Raw genomic sequence first — 24237 nt, forward strand, 5'->3', positions numbered from 1 at the left:
GACGAAGTGCTACCTGCGGTTAGAGTTTAAAACCACGGTGAACTGCAACAATACCACCTGTTAAATTGTGATAATCGCAGTTTTGGAAGCCCGCATTTTCCATCATGCTTTTCAATGTGCGTTGATCTGGGTGCATACGAATTGATTCAGCAAGATATTTATAGCTTTCAGCATCATTTGCCACAATTTTACCCATGATTGGTAAAGCAGTGAATGAGTACAAATCATAGAGTTTTGAGAAAGGCTCAAACACTGGTTTTGAAAACTCTAATACAAGTAAGCGACCACCTGGTTTAAGTACACGATACATTGCTGCAAGCGCTGCATCTTTGTCTGTTACATTACGTAGACCAAAACTGATGGTGAGTAAATCAAAACTGTTGTCTTCGAAAGGCTCGAGGGTTTCAGCATTCGCCAGTACAAAATCAACGTTGGTACAACCCGCGTCGATCAGACGGTCGCGACCTACATTCAGCATGGATTCATTAATATCAGATAATACAACATGCCCAGTAGGACCAACTTCACGGCTAAATACTTTCGCTAAATCACCAGTACCACCAGCGATATCTAAAACGCGTTGCCCACGGCGAACGCCAGACATATTAATGGCAAAACGTTTCCACAAACGATGAATACCAAATGACATTAAGTCATTCATAATGTCGTATTTCGCGGCAACTGAATGGAAAACTTCAGCGACTTTTTGCGCTTTCTCTTCAGAATTTACGGTTTTATAACCGAAGTGTGTCGTTGGTCCAACGTTTCCAGTATTCGCACCACGTGGCAAATTATATTTCGGCACTGAAGAATGTACTGGCGTATCTGTCAGTTGCTCTTGTAGCGATTGTTGCTGACCTTGAGGTGCGCCAGTTGGTAATGGATCTGTTAAAAAAGGACTCACGTTGTCTTTATTATTTGCCGGCTCAACCTGAGCATGAGGCTGTTGATTTTCATTAGACATTCGAGTCACTCCTGAACACAAATAATATTAAATCTGAATTAAACTGCATAATGACAGATTCTTCAGTTTTTTTCAGTCTAGATTATGCAATTGATATGAATAATATACAGAATTAAAGCGAAGTTTCATCCATGAAATGAGAAGATGTTCTTTTATTTTCGATATTCTGACCAGACGCTTTTACGCTTTTTTGGCTGATCAGAATCTTGGCTGATGAATTTTAATTAAGCGATTTGGAAGGGATTTTCTTTCCCTGTGTGGACATTATTTACAATGATTCGCTCTTTTTCAGTAAAACTCCGAATGAAGGTGGCAGCCGATTTCATTGGTTTCATAGCGACAAAGCCTTCACCAATAAAGTCATACATCAGTTCAAAATTATATTTGCTTGCTGCACCTTTACACATTTTAAACGCTGTGTGCATGATGAATGAACGCATGTATTTGTCCAGACTCAGACCGAGCTCATCCAACAGATTGAGTTGTTCATGGCGCGCTTGCTCTTGATCTAAAGCCACTAGAGTTTCACGCATCATTTCATCAGTAATGGGTTGGTCTTTTGGATAATGTTGGAGTAAATACTGTGCAACTTGTTCATCCAATTGCATTGCCAAGACCGCTAGTCCTACAGACTTTAATCCGGTTTTAATGGCATTTTCTGGAATGATTTTTTCAGCTTTGTGTGCGTATTTTAGTAAACGTTCGATTTGCAATGCTAGGTCATCAAATTCTGGGCCACCATAAAGACGGTTAATAAAATATTGAGCCATCAGCTTATTTTTATCTTCAGCGAATAACTCAGCATGTGTGTGAAGTATGCGCTGTTTTAGCCAATTTTGAGCACCATTTAACCTTTGTTTAAGTGCCGGATCCTGATGATAATTGAGTTGTTTGTATTGTTCTAAAAGTTGATCTAATGCAGCAAGTTTGGACATGTTCTAGCTCAATTAAAAGGACTGAAAAAAGCATAATAGGTTGGATTGCGCTCGACTATGACTGTTGAAATCTAAAATAAAACCTTTCAGGTCAGTCATGGATGAAAAGACAATTGCAATAAATTGTACCTGAAGATTTAAGTTGATACTGTTCCTTGAGTATACTGTCGAAAATACAATAATTTTGAGTGGGCTATGTCTGAACCAAAACAACAATCTGATAAAAATACTGATCAACCCGAAGATAAGAACAAAACATTTGATGCAGATCAGATCAATTTGGACTTAATTGAAGCACAATATGTACTCAAAGATACACGCGGTAAAAAAAATGCCAAAAGCTTAGTGGTGTTGGTAAGTGGCATCGAGTTAGCAGGTAAAGGAGAATCGGTTAAGCAATTAAGAGAATGGGTCGATCCACGATATTTGAAAGTCAAAGCTGACCCTCCTCATCTTATTCAGCCAAATATCCCATATTGGCAACCTTATGCACGTTATATTCCTGCTGAAGGGCAAATGATCGTCATGTTTGGGAATTGGTATAGTGATCTCTTAGCCACATCCTTACATGTTTCACAACCATTTGATGAAACCATGTTCGAAAATTATTTGCAGCAAATGCAAAGTTTTGAGCAGGATTTAAAAAATAATCATGTTGATGTCGTGAAAGTTTGGTTTGATTTATCGTGGAAATCATTACAGAAGCGTTTAGATAAAATTGAACCTTCGGAGCAGCGTTGGCATAAATTGCATGGGCTGGATTGGCGCAATAAAAAACAATATGAAAATGTACAACGATTGCGTCAAAAATTTACCCAAGACTGGGTCATTATCGATTGTGAAGATGAAGTATGTCGTGATCAGAAATTCGCAGAAGTTGTATTAGCGCGACTGAAAGATTTGCCAAATCATCCTCAAAAAATGCGCCAAAAATGGCATCAAGCGGATATCCCAGAAATTTTAACGTCCCCCAATGAAGCAGTACTTGAAAAAGATCAGTATAAGGCTGAACTCAAGAAACTGACCAAGAAGGTCGCTGAAGCATTACGCGCAGAAGGACAAAAAACGGTGATCGTTTTTGAGGGGATGGATGCCGCAGGTAAAGGTGGTGCGATCAAGCGTATTGTGAAAAAGCTCGATCCAAGAGAATATGGAATTTATAACATTTCTGCGCCCGAAAAGTATGAATTGGCGCGGCCTTATCTCTGGCGTTTTTGGAATAAACTGCTTGAAGATGAAAAAATCTCGATTTTCGATCGTTCTTGGTACGGTCGTGTATTGGTGGAAAGAGTTGAAGGTTTTGCAACGGATGTAGAGTGGAAACGTGCATATGATGAGATTAATCGCTTTGAAAAAGATCTAGTAGATACGCAAACAGTCGTTATTAAGTTTTGGTTGGCCATCAGTCAAGAAGAGCAAGCCAATCGTTTCAAAGCACGAGAGGAAACACCGCATAAGCGTTTTAAAATTACGGCTGAAGATTGGCGTAATCGCAAACGTTGGGATGATTATTTATTGGCTGCAGCAGACATGCTCCATCGAACAAATACCGAAGATGCGCCGTGGTATATCATTGCTACCAATGATAAATATACTGCACGCCTTGAAATTTTGAAGGCAATTTTGAAACAATTAAAAGTAGATGTGTAGAACTGGTGAGAGATATAAATAAAGCCCTTACAGGGCTTTATTTATACGTCTAAGGTTTTATGGGTTAAGCGTATTTCACAACATTTGCTTGTTGTTTTTGTTGAATGCTTTTGGCAAGTTTATAGCTTTCTTCAACATGAGCCTCAGCCACTTTTTTCATGACAATATAACCCAAGCTAGCTGCAATAATTGAACCGCCCAATGGAATAAACTTAGTCACTTGCTTGGTCAACACTTTGGCTGCCATATTGTTCAGCGAAGCTTTAGCGGCAGTACGAGCCACGACTAGACCAGAAAACTCGAAACCGCGTTTGCGTAGTTCGTTCCAATGGATTTTTTTGGTTTGAGGATCAAAAACGCTGATTTGTTCAGGAGCTAAGCCAAAGCGAGCATTAATTTCTGGAATTAAAATTGACAACATACCTACGTCAATCACAACATCTAAAAAGGGCACAGGAATGACAGCAACACCTGCTGAAACATAAGAGCGTTTTTTGACGAGTTCAAGACATTCATCTCGAATTTGTTCTAAATTTAAATTTGGGTCGATTGTTTCTGGAATTTTATCAATTTTCATTTATTTATCACCTAATCAAAGTCTATGGTTCTCGATCCATCACATGATGAACATAGCGCGAGATGAAAGTTTTATTAAAGTCATAAAGTAAAAGTGACATAGTCAGATTAAGATGTATAGTAATTTATGTTTATGATTTTGTTCACACAACTTCATAACGTGTTCGTTGTATGGTGAAAGGGACCTTATGGGAATTCATGTAATTCAAAGTCAGCGCATTGAAGTTTTGGTACAAGGCATCATCACAACTCAAAAGCGTCCCACGAACAACCCATTTGCAGTCCTACAGCAACAACATTTTGTGGTGCCTTCTGCGGCAATGCAAGAGTGGTTAACCCAACGGTTATCTGAGCACCAAGGCATCAGTGCAAATACATTTTTCCATCAACGTATTCGTGGCTTTCAATGGTATGCCTACCAGCAAATTTTGAGTGACAAAGATAAAGTACGTAAAGCGAATATTCCACGTCTGATTATGAAGTGGCGTATTTTCCAAGCACTCAAACCTTTTATACAGCGTGCGCATAATCAGCTTGAGGTTGAACATCCTTTATTCCCATTAATCACACGTATCTATGACAGCGCAGCACGTATTGAACAGTCAAATGAACAATATCGAAAAAAAATGAGCATGTTGTATTGGGTGTCTGATCAAGTGTCAAAATTGTTCAGCAATTACATGATTTATCGAGCAGATTGTCGCCGAGCATGTGAATATGATTGTCGTTGTCCTGAAAATTGGATTCAGGTATGGGGGCGTAATGAAGCACTCAATATTGAACAACAATTACAATATCTAAACGATCAAGATTCCAGTTTTAAATTTTCGCAGGCACAACAATTAGAGGCTTGGCAACGTTGGTTATGGCTCAATATTTTTCATGAAGACTTTGTTGAAATGCAAAGTATTGATCATGATTTTTGGGGTGTACTTCGTGATGAACAGCAACAGAAAATAGCCCTCAAAAAACTACCACAGCAACTGATCGTTTTTACACTCTTGGATTTACCACCAAGTCAATTACAGTTTTTGCGCCGTTTGGGTCAGTACATTGATGTGTTGATTTTGCATTACAATCCCTCACAAGAATATTGGGCGGATAGTGTCGATCCGAATTGGAAAAAACAATATGATTTAAAGCTCAAAGAGCGATATATCGAAAAGTTTCAGCAAAAGCATCAAAGAAAACCAGCTGATAATGAAGTTGAGCAGTTTTTTGAGAATTTTAGTCTGAGCTTTAATGGGCTGGCACGTGAGTCCAGACATCCCTTATTAACACGAATGGGAAAGCAGGCACGTGATCACTTTTCTCTGTTGTCTAACCTTTCCTCGGGTGATGAGGGGCAATGGATAGATGCTTTTGTGGATGAAGCACCGCAGCATTTACTGAGCCAATTGCAATCAGATATTTTACATTTGGTTGAACCTCAAGCTCAAAGTTATGTATTAGATCCAGCAGACGATTCAATCCACATTCATGTTTGTCATTCCGCTGTACGACAGCTTGAAGTCTTAAAAGATCAATTGACCCGATGGCTTGCTCAGTCAACAGCAGAAGCACCACGCCGTCCGAGTGATATTTTAGTTCTTGCGCCTGATCTGAAACAAATTGAGCCTTTGATACGGAGTGTGTTTCCGCAAAAAAATACTGCAACAGGTGTTTATCTGCCAGTAAAGCTAGCTGGTATCACGCAGTTAGATACAGTATTGGCATGGCGTTCAGTGTTAGGGCGAATTGAGCTGATACAAAGTCGATTTACCATTGATGATTTTGCTGATTGGTTGAACTTAGCAGCGACCCAGGTGAGATATTGCTTAGACATTAACGGGACTGAGCGCATCTTATCGTTGTTGAGACAAGCGGGATTTCGACGAGGTTTGGATGAGCAACATCTGCAAAAAACATTGGCGGAGTATGATCAAGACTATCGGTTCAGTTTTAAGTATGCCTTAGATCGTTTGGCGCTGGGTGTGGCTGTTCCAGTTCATGCGATGTTTCAGGAGACCTTAAGTTCTCATATAGTGGACTCGGGTGATTTTCACTTAATTGCCACGCTCATTGAAATATATAAGCACTTTGTAGAGCGTCGAGATTGGCTCACGATGATTGAAATCGAAAATGATCAAGAGACGTCAGAGCATGTTGAATTTTGGCTCAATCGTTTAATTTTAGAAGTTAATGAGTTTGAAAGCGCTGGTGTAAGCTCGTTAGAGATGATTAAAGAGATTATTCAAAAGCAAATAAGAATGCTAACGCTGGCAAATTTCTATGAAGAACATGATCAAGCCATTCTTAAAAACATACGTTTGCCTTTGAGCTATATTCTGACTGAAATTCAAAGCACCCTTGAATCGCAACTTGATTATGCATTGCCAACTGGACAAATTACATTTAGTCAAATTGGTTTGATTCGGCCAATACCGTATAAGTTAATTGTCATGATGAATTTAGATGGGGGGAAGTTTCCAAATCGGGAGAGCCATTTACCTTTTGATTTAATGGATTTACTCAAGCCAATGATTGGTGATCGATCACGTTTAGACGATGATCAAGGTGCTTTTTTAGACGCTTTGTTATTGGCCAAAGATAATCTCTGGCTATTCTATAATGGTTTTGATGTAGCCGATGGTGAAGTACGAGATCCATCGAGTAGTGTTCAGGAATTACTCCAACATCTCGCGTGGATCATAAAAACATCAGATCAATCTTCCTCGAATCCTCTCATTGATATTGATGGCATTCAAGTTCATCAGAATTTGAGCACACTCTACACGGTACATCCTTTGCAACCCTTTGATCCTGATGGTTTTCAGCAACAGCATCAGCGCTATGAAGATGAATGGTATGCTGTGGCTTCTAACCTCAATCGTCAGGATCAACGTGGTCATAGAGAGGCTTGGATTAATACCACGCTTGAATTGAATCAGGACATCATGGTCTTGGATGCTGAACAATGGATCAAAGATATCTGTTTTCCTGCGCGTCTTTATTTAAAAACCTTGGGCGTATCTAATTTAAAGGATCAGGATTTACCTGAGGTGAATGAGCCGTTGTTATTAGATGGATTGGCGCGATACTCTATTCGTGACTTTTTACAACAGCAGCCAAATGTTTCGAAGCTTCAGACTGAATTACTCAGTGACCAGCTTCCTGTCGGCAAATTACAAGAAGTCAGTTTGAAAATGAGTCTGTTAGAGCATCAACAGTTATTAAAAAGGCAAAAGTGCTATGTTGATGAGCCGACCAAAATCACTCAGCACGTCATAGCAATAGATGATATACAGCTTCAAGTGACCGTTCCTCAAGGGGATGAGACGAGTTGGGTGAGTGTTTCAACATCCAGTGCACGCGCACAACGACGAGCACATGTGTGGTTAGAATACTTACTTTGGTTAAGTTATCGAGACTTACCAGATCACCTTGCAACTGAAATGCAGCGCATCCAAATCTTTAGCGATAAAACCATCATGTGTACTGGCCTGACGACGAAACAAGCTCAGGATATGCTTTCTCAATGGATTCAGGCATATAAACAAGCCCAAATAGAGCCTCTCGTTTTACCTGCAGCATTGCTGATGAAACTTGCTGTAGATGGAAAAGCATTAGAATGGGTCACTGATGAAGAGGGTCATCAGCAGTTAAATAACTTCGATAAGCTATTAAATGAGTGGAATAAAAGCGATGCCTTTCTGAGTTATAGTTTAAATGACAGTGAAGAAAGTCATTTGCACCGAGATTGGCAGTATATTTTACAGGATTTAGATGCTGAGCACTTATTAAAACAAGCGTGTGATCAGTTTGCTTATGTCTTATATCAGCCGATATATATGTATCAATCGGAGGCTGAAATATGAGTCAAAAGCCTACAGTCTCATATCAGCCAATTGTGGATATGCATTTCACTGGATTGCATTGGATTGAGGCATCTGCAGGAACTGGAAAAACGTATACGCTCTCCAGCCTCATGGTCAGAATTTTATTAGAAGAATATTTACCAAAGCAGATTATTGCGACGACATTTACACGCAAAGCAGCGGCTGAATTGAAAAGTCGAATTCGTGCACGTTTAATCGAGGTACTTGGACTTTTAGAGTCATGTCGTGAGTTAACTCAAGATCAAGTTCAAGCGCGTGCAAAATTAGAATCAGATATTTTATATCAAGTGATTTTAAATCAATTTTCTGGCTTGATTGCACATGCGTGTGCACGTTTAAAACTGGTAATAGATCAGCTTGAAGAACTCTTTGTTGGGACCTTAGATAGCTTTAGCCAAAAGCTTCTTCGTGAGTTTGCATTTGAGAGCGGTAAAATTGAACGAATGCAAATCACCAATGATGCAAAACAATATACGGTTGAGTTAATTCATGATGAATTACGGGCATGGATTCAACAGCAGCCTCAATCAACTGTAGATTATTTGCTGCTTAAGAAAAAAATTAAGTCACAAGATGCTTATATCGATTTAATTGAAACCAGTTTGAATTTTTCCTCTGCTTATTTCAAAGCAGTGCCAGCGCCGACCATAGATGTAGATGCTTTCGAGACTCATGCAGAGCGCTTCATGCAGATCGAGCTTGAAACGCTAGATTCATTAACAGACTTTTATGATTCTGAAGGGCAGTATTATGCTGTAGTCGCAAAGAAGTGGCGCGATCAAGATAAATTAAAAATTACACTCACGCAGTTGTTGCCTGAATTCCTTGATCAAGTTAAATCCCAAGGCGTTGAAGTCATTTTTGCGTCGCATCTCAGCACTCATCTTAGTCAGTTGAATGAATTAAGAAAAAAAGTTCTCAATAAATGTCCCGTCGATGTTTTGGCGGCATTTGAGCAACATCCTATTATTGTTGAACTTGCTGAGTTTTTTAAACACTTTGATAAGCTCAACCAACAACTCGAGCATTTGGAGAGTTATTTACAATATTATTTAGCGCAGCAAGTAAAACAACGTCTGCCAGAATTGCTACAGCAAAAATCCGAAACCACATTTTCACAGCAAATTCGAACTTTGGCCGAAGCACTGCAGGGAGCGCAAGGTCAGGAGTTTGCAAAGTACGTTCACGCGCGTTACCCACTTATTTTAGTGGATGAGTTTCAGGATACCAACCAAGATCAAGATGATATGTTGGCGCAGATTTGGAGACATCCAAGTCGTGTGAAGCAGGGTTGTATGATTATGGTGGGAGACCGTAAGCAAGCGATCTACGGTTTCCGCGGTGGAGACATGCTCACGTTCCTAAAAGCATATCAAGATGTTGAAACTAAAGCAGGGCGTTTTTACCAACTTGTGCATAATCATCGCTCAGTGAAACCATTGGTCGAAGTCGTCGATGCATTGTTTCAACAACAAATGGATTTTGGTGAACAAGTTGAATATACGCCTGTTACAGCAGGTACTCGATCGCATCCATTATTGATCCAATCCGGTTTAGAAAATTATGCTCCGCTTCGTTGGGTTCAAGTAAATGATAAGGAACACGAGTTAGAGCAGGTTGCTTGGAAGATACTGGATTTGCTCAATCAGGCTGCCCAAAGTCAGCTATATTTCGAAAAGCAGGGGCAACGTATTGAGCTTCAGGCAGATGATATTGCTGTTTTGTCTCGTAACAATCCTGATTTAGATAAAGTTCATCATCACTTATTGATGTTAGGCATTCCTGTAAATCGACCTTCACGAAAAAGTGTCTTCAAAAGTGGAATTGCTCGAGATGTTGGTGCAATTTTGACAGCCATCATGAATCCATTTGATGAAGCTAAATTAAAGAGAGCTTTACTTACACGATTGATGGGTTTTAATTTACATCGTTTTTTGCAACTTCAAATTCAAGCAGATGGCTTAAGTTTATTTATCATGAAATTTGAAGAAATTCGTGAAATGTGGATGGGCCAAGGCTTTTTAACAGCATGGCAAAGTTTCCTCACAGAATTCAAAGTTTGGACAAACTTGGTTGAGCAATTCAGCTATGACAATGAACGCGAAGTGGTCAATCTACGACACATTTCAGAGTTGTTGAGCCAAAACAGTGATGAGTTAAGAGGTATGCATACCCTTTATCATTGGTATATGCGGCAGCTTTCAAATCCGATGGAAAGAGAGTGGGAAATTGAAAGACAGTTGAGTAATCAAGCGGGCGTTCACCTTTTAACTATTCACCAATCTAAAGGATTGGAGTTTAAGATTGTATTCTTGCTTGGCGCAGATCGTAAACTGTCAGATCGAAGCGAACTTAACTTTTCAATTCGTGAAGTGCAGGATCATGGAACTGGAAAGTCCGTCGCACAACGTGTCGTGGCGTTAAAGCGTGAAGAATTATTGGAACCATTAGAGGTTGAGCAACATGACCAACGTGCTTTGGCAGAGCATCGACGATTATGGTATGTGGCCTTAACTCGAGCACAACACCGCGTTTATTCAATGATGAGTGATCAAAAAGGGCAATCTATTTATGGCTTGGCGTTTTGGCGTGGTCATGGTGCGAACCAATTTCAGCATGCTTTCAGTTTAGATGAGCCATGTTTAGAGCAATGCCCTGAGAAAGTAATCGCAAAAAAAGAACATCATAATGTTCAAATGATTGCGCAGAAATATCCTCAAGTTCATTTTTATCCTAGAGCCAAAACCAGTTTTAGTTATCTCGCACAACATTTGAGTCATCAACAAATTAAAGATCGTATGGCGGCTCAAGATATGATTGAACATCATGCGAGTGATGAGGTCAATGCTGTGACGCTCGTGACTCCATATCAATTTGAGGATTTGGATCATCAACAACCTTTGAGTTGGATTCGTGCTCATTTTCCGATGGGAACATTAGCTGGAAATTTCCTACATGAAATTTTTGAACATATCGATTTTCAAGATCGCCGAGATTGGACATTAGAAATTCGCCGCCGTTTTAAAAATGCCTATTCGAGTTTATGGGAGCAATTATTCGCTAAATTTCAATCAGATTTTCATCAACATCATGATGCCGAGCAACATCTGTTAGAAATGATGGCTGAATGGTTAGCAGAGGTTTTAGAGACACCTATTCAACCTGAATTTCGACTCAAACAATTAGTACCTGAAGCACATTTGGCTGAATTTCCATTCTATTTGGCTTTAGCAGACCGAATATTTGGTATTCAGCGTATTCAGCAATTATTTTTAGAGTTTGGGCTTAATATGCCCGAATTCAATGCTGCAAATTCAGCACGTTACCTCAATGGTTCAATTGACTTGGTTTATTATGATGGGAAGCGCTATCACATTGCCGACTATAAGAGTAATTATCTCGGAAATCATGTGGAAGACTATTCAGCTCAAGCTATTCAGCTGAGCATGACGCATGCAAGTTATTGGCTACAAGCAGCCCTATATTTGGTGGCATTACATCGCTATTTAAGTATTCATATTGATGACTACAACATCGATCGAGATCTTGGTGGTGCCAGTTATTTATATTTACGTGGGATGAATGGCACTGACCAATATGGATTTAATTATTGGCGTCCTAGTTCAGAATTTATTCTAAGATTAGATGCAATATTGGGCTATTTTGCTGAGGATAAAAACAGCAAAATAGCATGAATATTTAAATGAATTTATTATTAATCATTAATTTATCTTGTGGATAATATTGATGATAAATGTGTAGATAACTATGAGGATAACTGTGTGGAAATTAACCAGAATGAAAAAGTTGATGTTCCTCAATGGGTAACAACTTGGGCTGAATATATCCTAAATCAGTATCTTTCATCAGATGATTTAAATGAACAATCCATTAACACCATTGAACAAGTTCTGATGGCATCTACTGTCGGCGATAGTTGTATTGATTTGAAAGGGGAGGTTATCCAAGATCTGAGTAAGTTGCTCGTGAGCGCAGAGCTTGCAGAACAACAGGTCGCGCCTTTTGTTTATGATCAGAACTATTTGTATTTATATCGCTATTGGCAATTAGAGCAGCGTTTAGCTCAACAAGTTTATCGTTTAAAGCAGCAAACGATAGTGCCTGTAGATTGCACAAAATATGAAAAATTATTAATCGATCCATTTCAAAAGCAAGCCTTAGAAATAGTATCAAGGCAAGCGCTGAGTATGATTACAGGTGGTCCGGGTACAGGGAAAACGTATACTCTAGCGCGTATTATTGCCGTATTAAATGAGTCGAATCATCAGTTAAGAATCGCAATGGCTGCACCGACAGGGAAAGCTGCACAGCGAATGAAAGAAGCATTGCAAAACTCATTAAATGACGATGCAATGCTCAATATGGGTTTGGATATTGCCCACTTAAAGCAGCAAAATACGTTAACGATTCACCGTCTTCTGGGTTTAGGGCATAGCGCTCAACCTAAATACAGTCTGAAAAAGCCATTACCCTATGATGTGGTGGTGATTGATGAAGCCTCAATGCTCGATCTCAATCTCGCGACGATGCTTTTTGAAGCAATTCCAGACCAATGTCGTTTGATCTTGTTAGGGGATGCACAGCAGTTGGCCTCGGTTGATGTGGGGATGGTATTGGCGGATTTACAACAAGTAAAAGCGCTTAATGACCATCACGTCAATTTAGTGACCAGTCGAAGATTCAAAGCAGGTGCAAAAATCGGTGATTTGGCAAGGTTCATCCAGTCACATCAATGCTCACCACAAAGCTCGAAAGTTGAGGTATTGGCTAAATTTGAGAAGGAGATTTGTAGAGCATCTGAAATCCAACAGATTAATTTAGCTGAGCTTCAAGAGGATCTTGTTCAACTAGAGTATTTGAATAAAGAATATTCAGATCAAGATTTAAAAGCCTATTACCTTAAATTAAGCTCGGGGTTTACGGATTACTTTAAAGCACTCAACCTTTATGTCAGAAATGGATATCAGCAGCAGGATGTGGCTGAAATTATCCAAAAATTTGATGATTATAGGATCTTAGCTGCAGTGAGACATGGACATTTGGGATTGAATCGTTTGAATGATGAAATTGAAAGGGAGCTATTTCAGCACATGCGGATATCACGACACGACCTTTGGTATATTGGTCGCCCTGTCATGATGACATATAACGATTATCAACTCGGGCTTTCTAATGGTGATATTGGGATATGTCTCAGACATCGCCAGTTTGCTGATCAATTTGAAGTATATTTTCCAAGTCTTGAACAATGGTTTCCAGCATCACGTTTACCAAAGTCAATGCAAACCTGTTATGCGCTGAGCATTCATAAGTCGCAAGGTTCTGAATTTAAACACACTGCAGTTGTATTAGATGAGTTTGCGTCACGTCTATTGAGCCAAGAATTATTGTATACCGCGATTACGAGGGCAAAAAAAGCAGTCAGTTTATTGGTGGATACTGATGCATTATTTGAGGCAATAAACATTAAAACAATAAGAAAAACAGGTTTATTGAATAAATTAAACACTTTATTTATATCTAATATTTAACGATTGGTTGAAAATAGAAAACCTTTGTAGGAAATATCTTACAAGGATTCGAGAAATTGGCGCATAGAGCTTCGTACAATTTTTTGCGATGATTGCTTACATAAAAGGTTCAACACGGAAAGTTGAGCAATATCGCATAATTACAATAATTTATAGTCGAGAGACTGCGAACTTACAATGATGTAAGTGATAAAAGAGGAAACTTACAGCCGCTAAGCCTTGTAGTTTTGGGAGAGACTACAGGGCTTTTTTATATACATATAAGATTAAATTGATTACATAATGTACGCAATTTCTTACATAAAGATCAGAAAACTGCGACTTGTGTTGCATAATGAATCTGGCAAAATAGTCATATAAGGAAATGAAACCTTAAGAACAAGGACCGTATTAATAATAAATGTGTGTGCAGCACTTACAATAAAAATATAAATAACAGAATCATAACTAAAATATAAGAATCTACAGCGCAAAAAAGGCCCTATGACTTGTCATAGGGCCTTTTTTAACCGTTTATCTCAATCTTAATTTTTAGGCATTTTTATACTTGTTTTGACTTAACGATTCTATTAAAGTGTGTAAAAATTATCACTTTACAAAAAAACCATGAAAAAATTCATAATTTTAATCATTTTGGTGAGTGTTGTTCTGTTTGGGTTGTATAAATGTTTTAAGCCTGCAGATCAAATCACTTCCTCAGTCGCTCAGATTGATTCTCTATCTGCTCTTGAGAGTGGACAGCAAACGCCAATATCGCCTAACGAAGATCAAGTCGAAGATTTAAATGAGTCTGAGAAGATGCCTGTTACTGATTCTCCAGATTTAGTAGATCCGAAGAGCGATTTTTCGATTAAGCCTATTGATCCAGAAACTGATCCAGCCAATCAAGTGTAATTTCTTACCCTGCGCACTAAAAACATAACAACGGAGAATAATTATGTTTAAAACTTTATCATTAAGCGCATGTTTGAGTGTTTTGATGGTCGGTACTGCAATGGCTCAAATGAGTCCTGTAGCAGCTAACGCTCAATTGAACAATCAGGCAAAACAAAAAGTGTCGAAAGGTGGTATTAATCTGTCGGCATTATTGAACAACAGTTCAAATGATCTAATCGTTGAATATCATATTGACATTAATCATTTAGAAAATAATCGCGCTCAACTTCGTGAACATCTTGCTCAAAAGAAGCAATCGATTCAATCGAACTTTAAGCGTTTAGGTGGTATTCAATTACTACGCGATTATAATGCCTTACCATATAGTTTTCATCGCGTTCAAAAGCGTGACACGCTCGTAAGCTTATTGAATGACCCGAATGTAAAAGCAATTTATCCAAATAATATTTCTTATACGACAGCATCTCAAAGTCTACCATTAATTGGTCAAGTGCCTGCAGCTGCGCAAGGCTATACTGGTGCAGGGACAACAATTGCTATCTTAGATACAGGTATTAATTACCACCATTCAGACTTTGGTAATTGTACAGCGCCAGGTGTACCATCATCCACTTGCAAAGTTTCGGATTCTATTGAAATTGCTCAAGAAGACGATACATTAGAATTAGATGTTAATGGACATGGAACTAACGTTGCAGCAATTGCTTCTAAAGTTGCACCAGATGCAAAAATTGTGATGCTTGATGTGTTCACCGGCAGTACAGCTAGAACTGGTGGTGGCGCAACCGATTATGACATAATTGGTGCCTTGAACTGGGTAGCGAACCATGCCCAAAGCAAAAACATTAAATCAGTAAACTTAAGCATTGGTAATGGACGTAGTTATTCCTCAACTTGTACTAGTTCCGTACTTACAGATTCTTTTTCGAAGTTGAGAGGCTATGGGGTATTACCAGTAGTTGCATCTGGCAATGATGGCCATCTGAGTGGTATATCCTATCCAGCATGTACTGCGGGTGCAGTCAGTGTAGGGGCAGTTTATGATGCTAACGTAGGTTCGATTGCATTTAGCAATTGCTCTGACAGTGCAACTTACAGCGACAAAGTAACGTGTTTCAGTAACTCTAGTCGTAATTTAACTTTATTGGCGCCTGGTTCACGTATCACCGCTGGCGGATATACAATGGATGGTACTTCAATGGCTGCACCTCACATTGCTGGTGCTGTTGCTGTGTTACGTGCGAATAATGCTTTCCCGAATGAATCTCTGGATCAAATTGTTGCACGTATGACGTCTACGGGAACTTTGGTTACGGATCATCGTAACTCAATTCGAACACCTCGTTTGAATTTAATTGCTGCGTTAAATGGTGCTCCATCTACTCCAGCACCACAACCCCCTGTTATTGACCCACCTGTAGTGACGCCAACTCCTACGCCAACACCAACGCCAGCACCAAAACGTAACTGTCGTACTTTCTTTTTTGTGACAATCTGTAGTGGTTAATTAATAGCTAATAGATGAAAACTTTAAAAAAAGGCATCTAAATGATGCCTTTTTTACATTGATATTAAACACGTTCAGTTTCAGATTGATCAGCTCCAAATAACGCGCGTCTTTTTTCCTTAGGAATACTTGGGCATTGGTTGGATATTTGATATAGCACTTTTGCTAAAGCGGCTAAATGTGTGCCTAACACAGATTTTCCTGTATTTAAGAATGATACACTGATATCCCGTTGAGGGTCTGCCCAACATAAAATATTCGAGAAACCTAGATGTCCAAAAGCTTGTCCAGTGTTTGGGCCAAATACACCGATTGGATTACTGCCTAACATCGGACCAAGTGCATAACGCATAGGTGCTAAAAGGTTGCGGTCTATTGTTGTATTGGATGTAGGGAGTGTTGCTCTGAAGACCGTTTCTGAATTGATAATTTGCTGATCTTGATAACGACCACCATTAAGTAACATTTCAAAAAAACGATTGGCTTGTTCAGCACTGGTATAAATATTTCCTGCAGGGCAGACGGTATCCATAAAACGGGGATCATTGGTGACATCCACTGCCAGTTGCAGTCCTCCGCCTAATACACGATTGAGATATAGGTCAGTCCCCAAAACAGGGTGAATCCCAGTTGGATAATTTTTTGCAACTAAATGACGTAGTTCTGGTTTTAAACCATAGTTGAAGAAAGGTAAATTCATTGGTTTTTCAATATGTTCGTGCAAGTAATCACGAATATCTTGTCCTGTTACACGTTCAACCAATTCTCCTAAAATATATCCAGCAGTTACAGCATGATAAGAGAGTTGCGAGCCTACGGGTGCAATCGGTTTTGCTGCATAAAGATGCTCCAGGATCCCTTGACGATCAAATAAAAGCTCTGGAGTGACCTCAGTTTCAATTTTAGGAATACCGCCACGGTGTGATAACAAATGAAATATGGTGGCGCGTCGTTTACCGTTAACACCAAACTCTGGAATATAGCGACTCACTGGATCAAGTAAGTTAATTTTCCCTTGTTGATCTAACAAATGCACTAACATGGCATTAACGATTTTAGAGGCAGAAAACATACAGACCGGTGTTTCTGGTGTCGCAACTTTAGAAGGGTCTGTTTGATAGTTTGGACCAAGTTCTGTGTAACCAATACTGCGATTAATTAATATCTGACCCTTGCGACGTAAACACATACTGATCATTGGATGATTGCCAGTACGATAAAGTGCTTCAACACTGTGCCAAATTTTATCAATTTGCTGTTGCGTCATTCCCCCAAATTCTGGCGCAACTTCGTCTTTATGACGAGTGATCGTAGTTAAGTCTTTTGGTGCTATGCACGTATTTGTAGAGAGTAATTTCACGTTCATTCCATGTTTCATTGTTTTTATAACAGGCAAGTTTGCCCTGCCAAAAAACAAAAGTCAGTATCTTTAACGACATGAATTGATGATTGTTTCTGCCAGAAGTTATTGAGCGGATAATTTTGCTTTTTGAGGGGGGTTCCTTTAAAATAGCACGCTGCTGTAGTGATGCACGGCAGTCAATTCCGCTTTGAAGAGCGTCATTGATTTGTATCAAATACTTTTAAATAAGCATCTCGGAGAAATCGAATGGCTTTAACAAACGCAGATCGCGCAGAGATCATTGCTAAATTTGCTCGCGCTGAAAACGACACTGGTTCACCAGAAGTTCAAGTAGCTCTTTTATCTGCTCAAATCAATGACTTACAAGGTCACTTCAAAGAGCACAAACACGACCACCATAGCCGTCGCGGTCTTATCCGTATGGTTAACCAACGTCGTAAGCTTCTTGACTACCTTAAAGGTAAAGATGCTACTCGTTACAGCGATTTGATTGCTGCTTTAGGTTTACGTCGTTAATTCGATTTAAACTTTATTTTCGGATTATTGCATGTTGAATGCTGTATTGCTGAAAACTAAAGGCGATCTAGTTTCGACTAGATCATGGGGAAGGGGCGAATAGTTTCGCTCCTTCTTTGTGTTTAAAAATAGTGTTTCTAGTGAGGTCGGCTTCTAAGCTTTGTCATTTAAAACCTGTGTTGTGAATGCCAAACCTTAGGGGTCTCCACTAGAATAAAATCAGGAAAAAATAGAACATGTCGATGTTTAATATTATTCGTAAAGAATTCCAATTCGGTCAGCACCAAGTTGTGCTTGAAACAGGCCGTGTGGCGCGTCAAGCAAATACAGTAGTGATTACCATGGGTGGTGTGACTGTATTGGTTGCTGTTGTTGCTCAACCAACTGCGAAAGCAGGTCAAGACTTTTTCCCACTGACTGTTAACTACCAAGAAAAACAATATGCTGCAGGTCGTATCCCAGGTGGTTATGGTAAGCGTGAAGGCCGTGCATCTGAAGCTGAAACTTTAATTTCACGTTTGATCGACCGCCCAATTCGTCCGTTGTTCCCAGAAGGTTATTACAACGAAATCCAAGTGACTGCAACAGTTGTATCATCTGACAAAACTATGGAAGCTGATATTGCTGCAATGTTAGGTACCTCTGCTGCACTCGCAATTGCAGGTACACCATTCCGTGGTCCAATTGGTGCTGCACGCGTTGGTTTAATTAACGGTGAATACGTTCTTAACCCAAGTCATGAACAACTTGCTCAATCTGACCTTGACCTTGTGGTTGCAGGTACAGAAGCTGCTGTTCTTATGGTTGAATCTGAAGCGAAAGAACTTTCAGAAGACCAAATGTTGGGTGCTGTATTGTTCGGTCACGACGAAATGCAAATTGCAATTCAAGCGATCAAAGAATTTGCTGCAGCTGCTGGCGCGAAGGAATCTGACTGGGTTGCTCCAGCGAAAAACGAAGACCTTCGTAGTCAATTGAAAGCAGCTTTTGAAGCGAAAATCTCTGAAGCGTATACGATTGCGGTTAAGCAAGACCGTTATGCAGCACTTGATGCACTTCATGCTGAAGCGGTTGCTCAATTCGTTCCAGAAAATGACGAAACAGGTATTGCTGACGAAGTTAACGAATTATTTGAAGACCTTAAATATCGTACAGTTCGTGACAATATCTTGTCTGGTAAACCACGTATTGATGGTCGTGATACTAAAACTGTTCGTGCAATCGACGTACAAGTGGGCGTATTAGATCGCGCTCATGGTTCTGCATTGTTTACACGTGGTGAAACTCAAGCACTTGTAACAACAACTTTGGGTAACACGCGTGATGCATTAATGGTGGATACCCTTGCAGGTACGAAGACTGATAACTTCATGCTTCACTACAACTTCCCTGCATACTCTGTAGGTGAAACTGGTCGTGAATCTGGTCCTAAACGTCGTGAAATTGGTCATGGTCGTTTGGCACGTCGTGGTGTTCAAGCAGTTCTTCCACCAGCTGATCGCTTCCCGTACGTGATTCGTATCGTATCTGACATCACTGAATCGAATGGTTCGTCTTCAATGGCGTCTGTGTGTGGTGCTTCTTTATCACTTATGGATGCAGGTGTTCCACTTAAAGCGCCAGTTGCAGGTATTGCAATGGGTCTAGTGAAAGAAGGTGAACGTTTCGCAGTTCTTTCAGACATTCTAGGCGACGAGGATCACCTTGGCGACATGGACTTTAAAGTAGCAGGTTCTGCAAACGGTATTACTGCACTTCAAATGGACATCAAGATCGAAGGTATTACTGAAGAGATCATGGAAGTTGCATTGAATCAAGCGTATGCAGGTCGTATGCATATCTTGAATGAGATGAATCAAGTGATTTCACGTGCTCGTCCTGAAATCTCAATGCACGCACCAACATTCCAAGTGATCAGCATCAATCCTGATAAGATCCGTGACGTGATTGGTAAAGGCGGCGCAACTATTCGTCAAATCACTGAAGAAACCAAAGCAGCGATCGATATCGAAGATAACGGTACAGTACGTGTATTTGGTGAAACTAAAGCAGCGGCAATGGCTGCAGTAGCGAAAATCCAAGCGCTTACAGCAGAAATTGAACCAGGTACAATTTACACAGGTAAAGTCATTCGTATCGTTGAATTCGGTGCGTTCGTCAATATCCTTCCTGGTACTGATGGCTTGCTTCACATTTCACAAATCTCGAACGAGCGTATTGCGAATGTGACAGACGTTCTTACTGAAGGTCAAGAAGTTAAGGTACAAGTTGCGGATGTTGATAACCGTGGTCGTATCAAACTTACAATGAAAGACATTGAACAAGCTTAATCATTTAAGCTAATTCTAAGCCTTGTGTGGTGCTTCGTTTAAACGAGTGTTACACAAGGCTTTTTTTATGGCATGATCAAAATGTTCTCATTTAAAAATAACTAAAATGCAAAAGTTTAATTATTATTATCATCAAGGTGACGGGTATATTTATCTGAGTGAAGAATTATCGACTGATGTTGATGCAGAATTTATATGGTTGAGTTTTGAACGCCACGAATTGATTCAAAATACAGAGACGTGGCAACGATATATTTTTGAGAACACTGGAATTCTGTTGAACGAATTTCATCTTAAAGATATTCAAAACATTGAGCATCCTTGCGTATTTGATGCATTGGATGATTATGATTTATTGATATTTAAAAAATTAATCACCCCAGATGACCACATTCAAATTCAGAATGGTCATTCAGCTGAACAACAAACTGCGGACATTGTTACAACGCCGGTAAGTTTTGTCATGACATCAAATGTTTTAATCACAGTGCATGAACGAGGTAATCGTGTATTTGAAACATATCTTGAAAGAGTGCAGGCGATTCAAACACGACCTATAGAGCAACAAAATATTCCACGAAAATTAGCACAGAGCCCTGTAGATATTGTGCTTAGATTACTGAATATGATGGTGGATGGCTATTTAGGTTTACGTGTGCCACTAACCAAACGTGTGGAATTTTGGCAAAGAGAACTATTACAAGGAAATCAAAAATTTAATCGATGGAATCAACTGCTGCAAGAGATCACGGCTTTTCAACAAGTTGAAAATTTGTGTGAAGAACAGGTTGAATGCCTACAAGAATTAAGAGATGAAGTTGTCGAAAATTATCATCATATTAAAGCTAAACGTAAGGCAGAGAAGCAAAATTTAATGCTCGTCCGAATGGATGATTTAATTAGCCATATTGAAAGAATACAAAAGCACAGTGTTCGGTTAAACCATGCAGTACAAGCCGCTATCGATTTGCACTTTTCAGCAGTGGCCAATCAAACCAATGAAAATATGAGAATTTTAGCAATTATCACCGCTGTATTTGCACCACTGACTCTTCTTACAGGTATTTACGGAATGAATTTTGAATTTATTCCAGGATTAAACTCACCGCATGGCTTTTGGTATATGCTCACAGCCATGTGTGTGACAACACTTTTGTTAATTTGGTATTTTTATCGTAGACAAATGGTCGGGCGCGGTGAAAAAAGTGTGATGGAATTGTTGGCTCAACAAAACCAGCAGCAACAACTCGGTTTGTTTGCATTTTTGGAGTATGAACCGATTCAAAAAACATTGAAAGGTACGCTCCGAGAAATGGGACGTTGGACTCGATTAAAATAGTCAACGTCATATAAGGCACTTATGCTTTAAGTCAGAATGATAAGTGCCAGATTCACCGTTATTTTATAATATTAAATTGAAATTACTGGGTAAGGTTCGTCTGCGCTTGTTTGAGCAAACGATACATTTCATCTTTTAATTTAAGTTTTTTTCGCTTTAGAAACTCAATATCATCATTAATTACATTAACTGGATTTAGTTCCAAATGCGTAATTTCATGATCTAACGTTTCATGTTCCTCGAAAATTTTAGCGAAGTGAGGGTTTTCTTCTCTTAAAGGCTGAATAAGTTCACGGAACTCAGGGAAAAGGTTTTTCAGCTTTTTATTGCATTCTTTAACTTTCATTGATGGTTTAATCCTTTCATTCTAATCAATAAAAAATAAATGCATGTAACAGTACATGCATTTATGTGGGCTTGCTTTATTTGAAGTATTTCACTTGCTTGCGCAATTGTTGTACTTCATCTATCAGATCCATCATCATGGCGACGGCAGGGAGACTTGCTTCAAAATCCCGTTGCAAGCGATAAGCTCTCCGTGCTCGAGTAAGTTCTTCACCAAAAAATTGATGGATTTTTTGCTCAGAACGAGCTGGTAGAATTTCATATTCAAGTAATTGCAAAACCCATTCAGGACTTTGTCCACATGCTTGGGCAAAATGCTTTAAATCAAAAATATATTGTTCATCAATGATTTCAGCCTCTAAATATCCATTTTTGTACACTTCTCGGTACTGAATCGTTGTCATGATTCACCTCCTTCATCACGAGGGTTGAAATGTGTAAATGCTTGAGCAAATTGCTCATATGCCTGTTTTTGCTGCGGGGATTCTGCTCTTGGATAAACAATATTCAGGATTAGATAAAGGTGTCCCGGGGGGGAAGAGGGAATCCCATTTTCTTTAATACGGAGTTGTTTGCCATAAATTGTATGTTGAGGAATGCTGACTTTAATCTTTCCAGAGGGGGTTTTTAGCTCGATGTCTTGGCCTAAAGCAGCTTCCCAAGGACTAATGTTAATGTGATAGTAAATGTCTGCCTGATCGACATATATGCTGTCAGTGGTTTGATAATGGATCTGTATATAAAGATCTCCATTTTCACCGCCCGATAAACCAGCTTGTCCTTGACCTTTGAGCCGAATTTGTTGACCGTTTTTCATCCCTTTCGGGATTCTAATTTCAAGGGTTTTTCGCTGAACTTCAGGTTGTCCATATGCATTAAAAGTGGGTATACGCAATTGGATGGATTGAGTGACACCTTCAAAAGCGACTTGTAAGGGCACTTCTATACTGGCATGTTGATCTTCACCACGAATTGGCTGGGATTTATATTGGTGTGAGCGCTGTGCATAACCTCCACCAAAACCTGTACCAAAACGCCCAAACAAATCTTCAAAGCCAGAAAATTCATGATTTGTATGGTTTTCACTATCCGAGAAAGGAGACTGACTATTCAACTGATCGAGTTGTTGATCGTACTCTTGTTTTTTTAAAGGATCACTTAATGTGTCATAAGCCGTATTAATCGCCTGCATTTTTTTTTCGGCATCAGGTGCTTGACTGATATCGGGATGGTATTTCCGAGCCAGTTTTCGATATGATTTTTTTATTTCCTCAGGACTCGCATCGCGATCTAGTCCGAGTTCCTCATAATAATTATTTGCCATTAAGCAAAAATAACCGTTGATTAACTTTTAATCATTATGAGCAGACTTTCGAAGACTACAATATGTTCAGATGGTGAATAATTGTTTCAATTTCTTACAACAAAAAAAAATCAGCAAGTAAAACTTGCTGATTTTCGAAGAGAACTGTTTAGGATTAACTGAGGTGCTCGCCGAATAAACCAAGAGCTTCTTCAGCAGTAAATCTGTATTGAGTGTTACAGAATTGACAGTCCATGGTAATAGGGTTCTGTTGTTCTAAAATTTCACGCACAGATTCAGCACCCACCTGAATTAATGCTGTAGAGCAACGCTCTTTAGAACATGTACAGCCAAATTGAAGTTGTTCAGCTTCAGGTAGTCTGACTTCTTCTTCATTATATAAGCGATACAAAATTTCTTGCGCATCCAGCTCAGTAAGTTCATCTGTTTTTAAAGTTTCAGTGAGCATGGTTAGACGAGGCCAGATATCTTCATCAACCTTTTGCTGCTCTTCATCATTGTTACGCGGTAATAATTGAATCAAAAGACCACCAGCGCGTTGAGCAGTACTAGCTAAAACGATCTTGGTTGGGATTTGGGCAGATAAATCATAATACTGCATGAGGCATTTAGCTAAATTCGGCTGATCTAAAGGCACGATACCCTGATAGCGTTCGCCAAATTCAGGTTCAATATTAATAAATAAAACTGGACTGACCAAAGTTTTCAGAACGATGCTGCTGTCTGATGCTTCTTCAAAACGTGGATCAGCTTCATATTCAGCTAATCCGCGTACTTCACCGAGGTGATTACATTCAGCCATAGCCCATTTTAAGGTGCCAGAAGCTTGAATTTGGAGGCTAATACGTCCCTTAATTTTAAGTGTGCTGGCCAACAATGCAGTTGCACTGAGCATTTCGCCCAATAAAATTTGAATCGCAGGTGCATAGGCGCGTTGCGCTAAAATTGTTTTAAGCGTATCTTCAAGATGTACGACTTCACCACGAACAGGGCTGTTATCAATAAAAAAACGTTGACGTAAATCAGACATAAAATTCTCCAAATCCCTGTCTAGATGGTGA

18 protein-coding genes are annotated in these 24237 nt (G+C 39.4%); 9 read left to right on the forward strand and 9 right to left on the reverse strand.

The genetic code is table 11. The features are described 5' to 3' along the window. Positions 1-19: 19 nt before the first annotated feature. Complete coding sequence (gene ubiE / locus AC1M9E_RS01355; protein ID WP_035264034.1) at positions 20-964, reverse strand: bifunctional demethylmenaquinone methyltransferase/2-methoxy-6-polyprenyl-1,4-benzoquinol methylase UbiE; 945 nt, start codon at positions 962-964, stop codon at positions 20-22. A 224-nt stretch (positions 965-1188) separates the two neighbouring features. After that, positions 1189-1899, reverse strand: a complete 711-nt coding sequence (locus tag AC1M9E_RS01360) for a DUF8198 family protein (RefSeq protein ID WP_481589138.1) — start codon at positions 1897-1899, stop codon at positions 1189-1191. A gap of 195 nt (positions 1900-2094) precedes the next feature. Between AC1M9E_RS01360 and pap the strand changes: the two genes are divergently transcribed. Then, positions 2095-3549 (forward strand): polyphosphate:AMP phosphotransferase, encoded by a 1455-nt coding sequence (gene pap / locus AC1M9E_RS01365; RefSeq protein ID WP_481589137.1) that lies wholly within the window; start codon positions 2095-2097, stop codon positions 3547-3549. A 64-nt stretch (positions 3550-3613) separates the two neighbouring features. Here the strand turns inward: pap and AC1M9E_RS01370 are convergent, their stop codons facing one another. Further along, positions 3614-4126 (reverse strand): hypothetical protein, encoded by a 513-nt coding sequence (locus tag AC1M9E_RS01370; protein ID WP_035264037.1) that lies wholly within the window; start codon positions 4124-4126, stop codon positions 3614-3616. A gap of 187 nt (positions 4127-4313) precedes the next feature. On the opposite strand from AC1M9E_RS01370, the gene AC1M9E_RS01375 reads away from it, so the two are divergent. The 5 genes from AC1M9E_RS01375 to AC1M9E_RS01395 all read left to right on the forward strand — a co-directional run bounded on the left by AC1M9E_RS01375 (position 4314) and on the right by AC1M9E_RS01395 (position 15959). Beyond that, complete coding sequence (locus tag AC1M9E_RS01375; protein WP_488224959.1) at positions 4314-7982, forward strand: exodeoxyribonuclease V subunit gamma; 3669 nt, start codon at positions 4314-4316, stop codon at positions 7980-7982. Then, entirely contained in the window at positions 7979-11698 is a 3720-nt protein-coding gene (locus tag AC1M9E_RS01380) for a UvrD-helicase domain-containing protein (protein ID WP_488224960.1), read from the forward strand. Before AC1M9E_RS01375 ends, AC1M9E_RS01380 begins: the two co-directional genes overlap by 4 nt. An 87-nt stretch (positions 11699-11785) precedes the next feature. After that, on the forward strand, positions 11786-13555 hold the full coding sequence (gene recD / locus AC1M9E_RS01385) for an exodeoxyribonuclease V subunit alpha (RefSeq protein ID WP_488224961.1): 1770 nt from the start codon (positions 11786-11788) through the stop codon (positions 13553-13555). 606 nt (positions 13556-14161) lie between these two features. After that, on the forward strand, positions 14162-14449 hold the full coding sequence (locus AC1M9E_RS01390) for a hypothetical protein (protein WP_488224962.1): 288 nt from the start codon (positions 14162-14164) through the stop codon (positions 14447-14449). A gap of 43 nt (positions 14450-14492) precedes the next feature. After that, entirely contained in the window at positions 14493-15959 is a 1467-nt protein-coding gene (locus tag AC1M9E_RS01395; protein WP_488224963.1) for a S8 family peptidase, read from the forward strand. A 64-nt stretch (positions 15960-16023) separates the two neighbouring features. On the opposite strand, the gene AC1M9E_RS01400 is transcribed toward AC1M9E_RS01395, so the two are convergent. After that, positions 16024-17319 (reverse strand): serine hydrolase domain-containing protein, encoded by a 1296-nt coding sequence (locus AC1M9E_RS01400; RefSeq protein WP_488224964.1) that lies wholly within the window; start codon positions 17317-17319, stop codon positions 16024-16026. Continuing rightward, positions 17255-17398, reverse strand: a complete 144-nt coding sequence (locus AC1M9E_RS01405) for a hypothetical protein (RefSeq protein ID WP_488225192.1) — start codon at positions 17396-17398, stop codon at positions 17255-17257. Before AC1M9E_RS01405 ends, AC1M9E_RS01400 begins: the two co-directional genes overlap by 65 nt. 170 nt (positions 17399-17568) lie before the next feature. Here AC1M9E_RS01405 and rpsO point away from each other — a divergent pair, with 170 nt between their 5' ends. The 3 genes from rpsO (at position 17569) to AC1M9E_RS01420 (ending at position 21507) form a co-directional block, all read left to right on the forward strand. Next, positions 17569-17838 (forward strand): 30S ribosomal protein S15, encoded by a 270-nt coding sequence (gene rpsO, locus AC1M9E_RS01410; RefSeq protein ID WP_035264047.1) that lies wholly within the window; start codon positions 17569-17571, stop codon positions 17836-17838. A 242-nt stretch (positions 17839-18080) separates the two neighbouring features. After that, entirely contained in the window at positions 18081-20168 is a 2088-nt protein-coding gene (pnp, locus tag AC1M9E_RS01415; RefSeq protein WP_488213883.1) for a polyribonucleotide nucleotidyltransferase, read from the forward strand. A gap of 106 nt (positions 20169-20274) precedes the next feature. Continuing rightward, positions 20275-21507 carry a magnesium transporter CorA family protein gene (locus AC1M9E_RS01420; RefSeq protein ID WP_488213213.1) on the forward strand — a complete coding sequence of 411 codons (1233 nt, stop codon included), beginning with the start codon at positions 20275-20277 and terminating at the stop codon, positions 21505-21507. 82 nt (positions 21508-21589) lie between these two features. Here AC1M9E_RS01420 and AC1M9E_RS01425 read toward each other — a convergent pair whose 3' ends face one another. From AC1M9E_RS01425 to hslO, 4 genes are all read right to left on the reverse strand, one after another. Next, positions 21590-21853, reverse strand: coding sequence for an HP1242/YdcH family protein (locus AC1M9E_RS01425; RefSeq protein WP_035264053.1), 264 nt, complete (start codon positions 21851-21853; stop codon positions 21590-21592). A gap of 76 nt (positions 21854-21929) precedes the next feature. Further along, positions 21930-22256: a chaperone modulator CbpM gene (locus AC1M9E_RS01430; protein ID WP_179998835.1), complete on the reverse strand. Its 327-nt coding sequence runs from the start codon at positions 22254-22256 to the stop codon at positions 21930-21932. Then, on the reverse strand, positions 22253-23176 hold the full coding sequence (locus AC1M9E_RS01435; RefSeq protein WP_488224965.1) for a DnaJ C-terminal domain-containing protein: 924 nt from the start codon (positions 23174-23176) through the stop codon (positions 22253-22255). Before AC1M9E_RS01435 ends, AC1M9E_RS01430 begins: the two co-directional genes overlap by 4 nt. 154 nt (positions 23177-23330) lie before the next feature. Continuing rightward, the gene (gene hslO, locus AC1M9E_RS01440; protein ID WP_035264061.1) at positions 23331-24206 is read right to left on the reverse strand and encodes an Hsp33 family molecular chaperone HslO; all 876 of its coding nucleotides are present in this window, start codon (positions 24204-24206) and stop codon (positions 23331-23333) included. Positions 24207-24237 lie beyond the last annotated feature (31 nt).

Source organism: Acinetobacter sp. 24-47-47 (genome assembly GCF_057737035.1).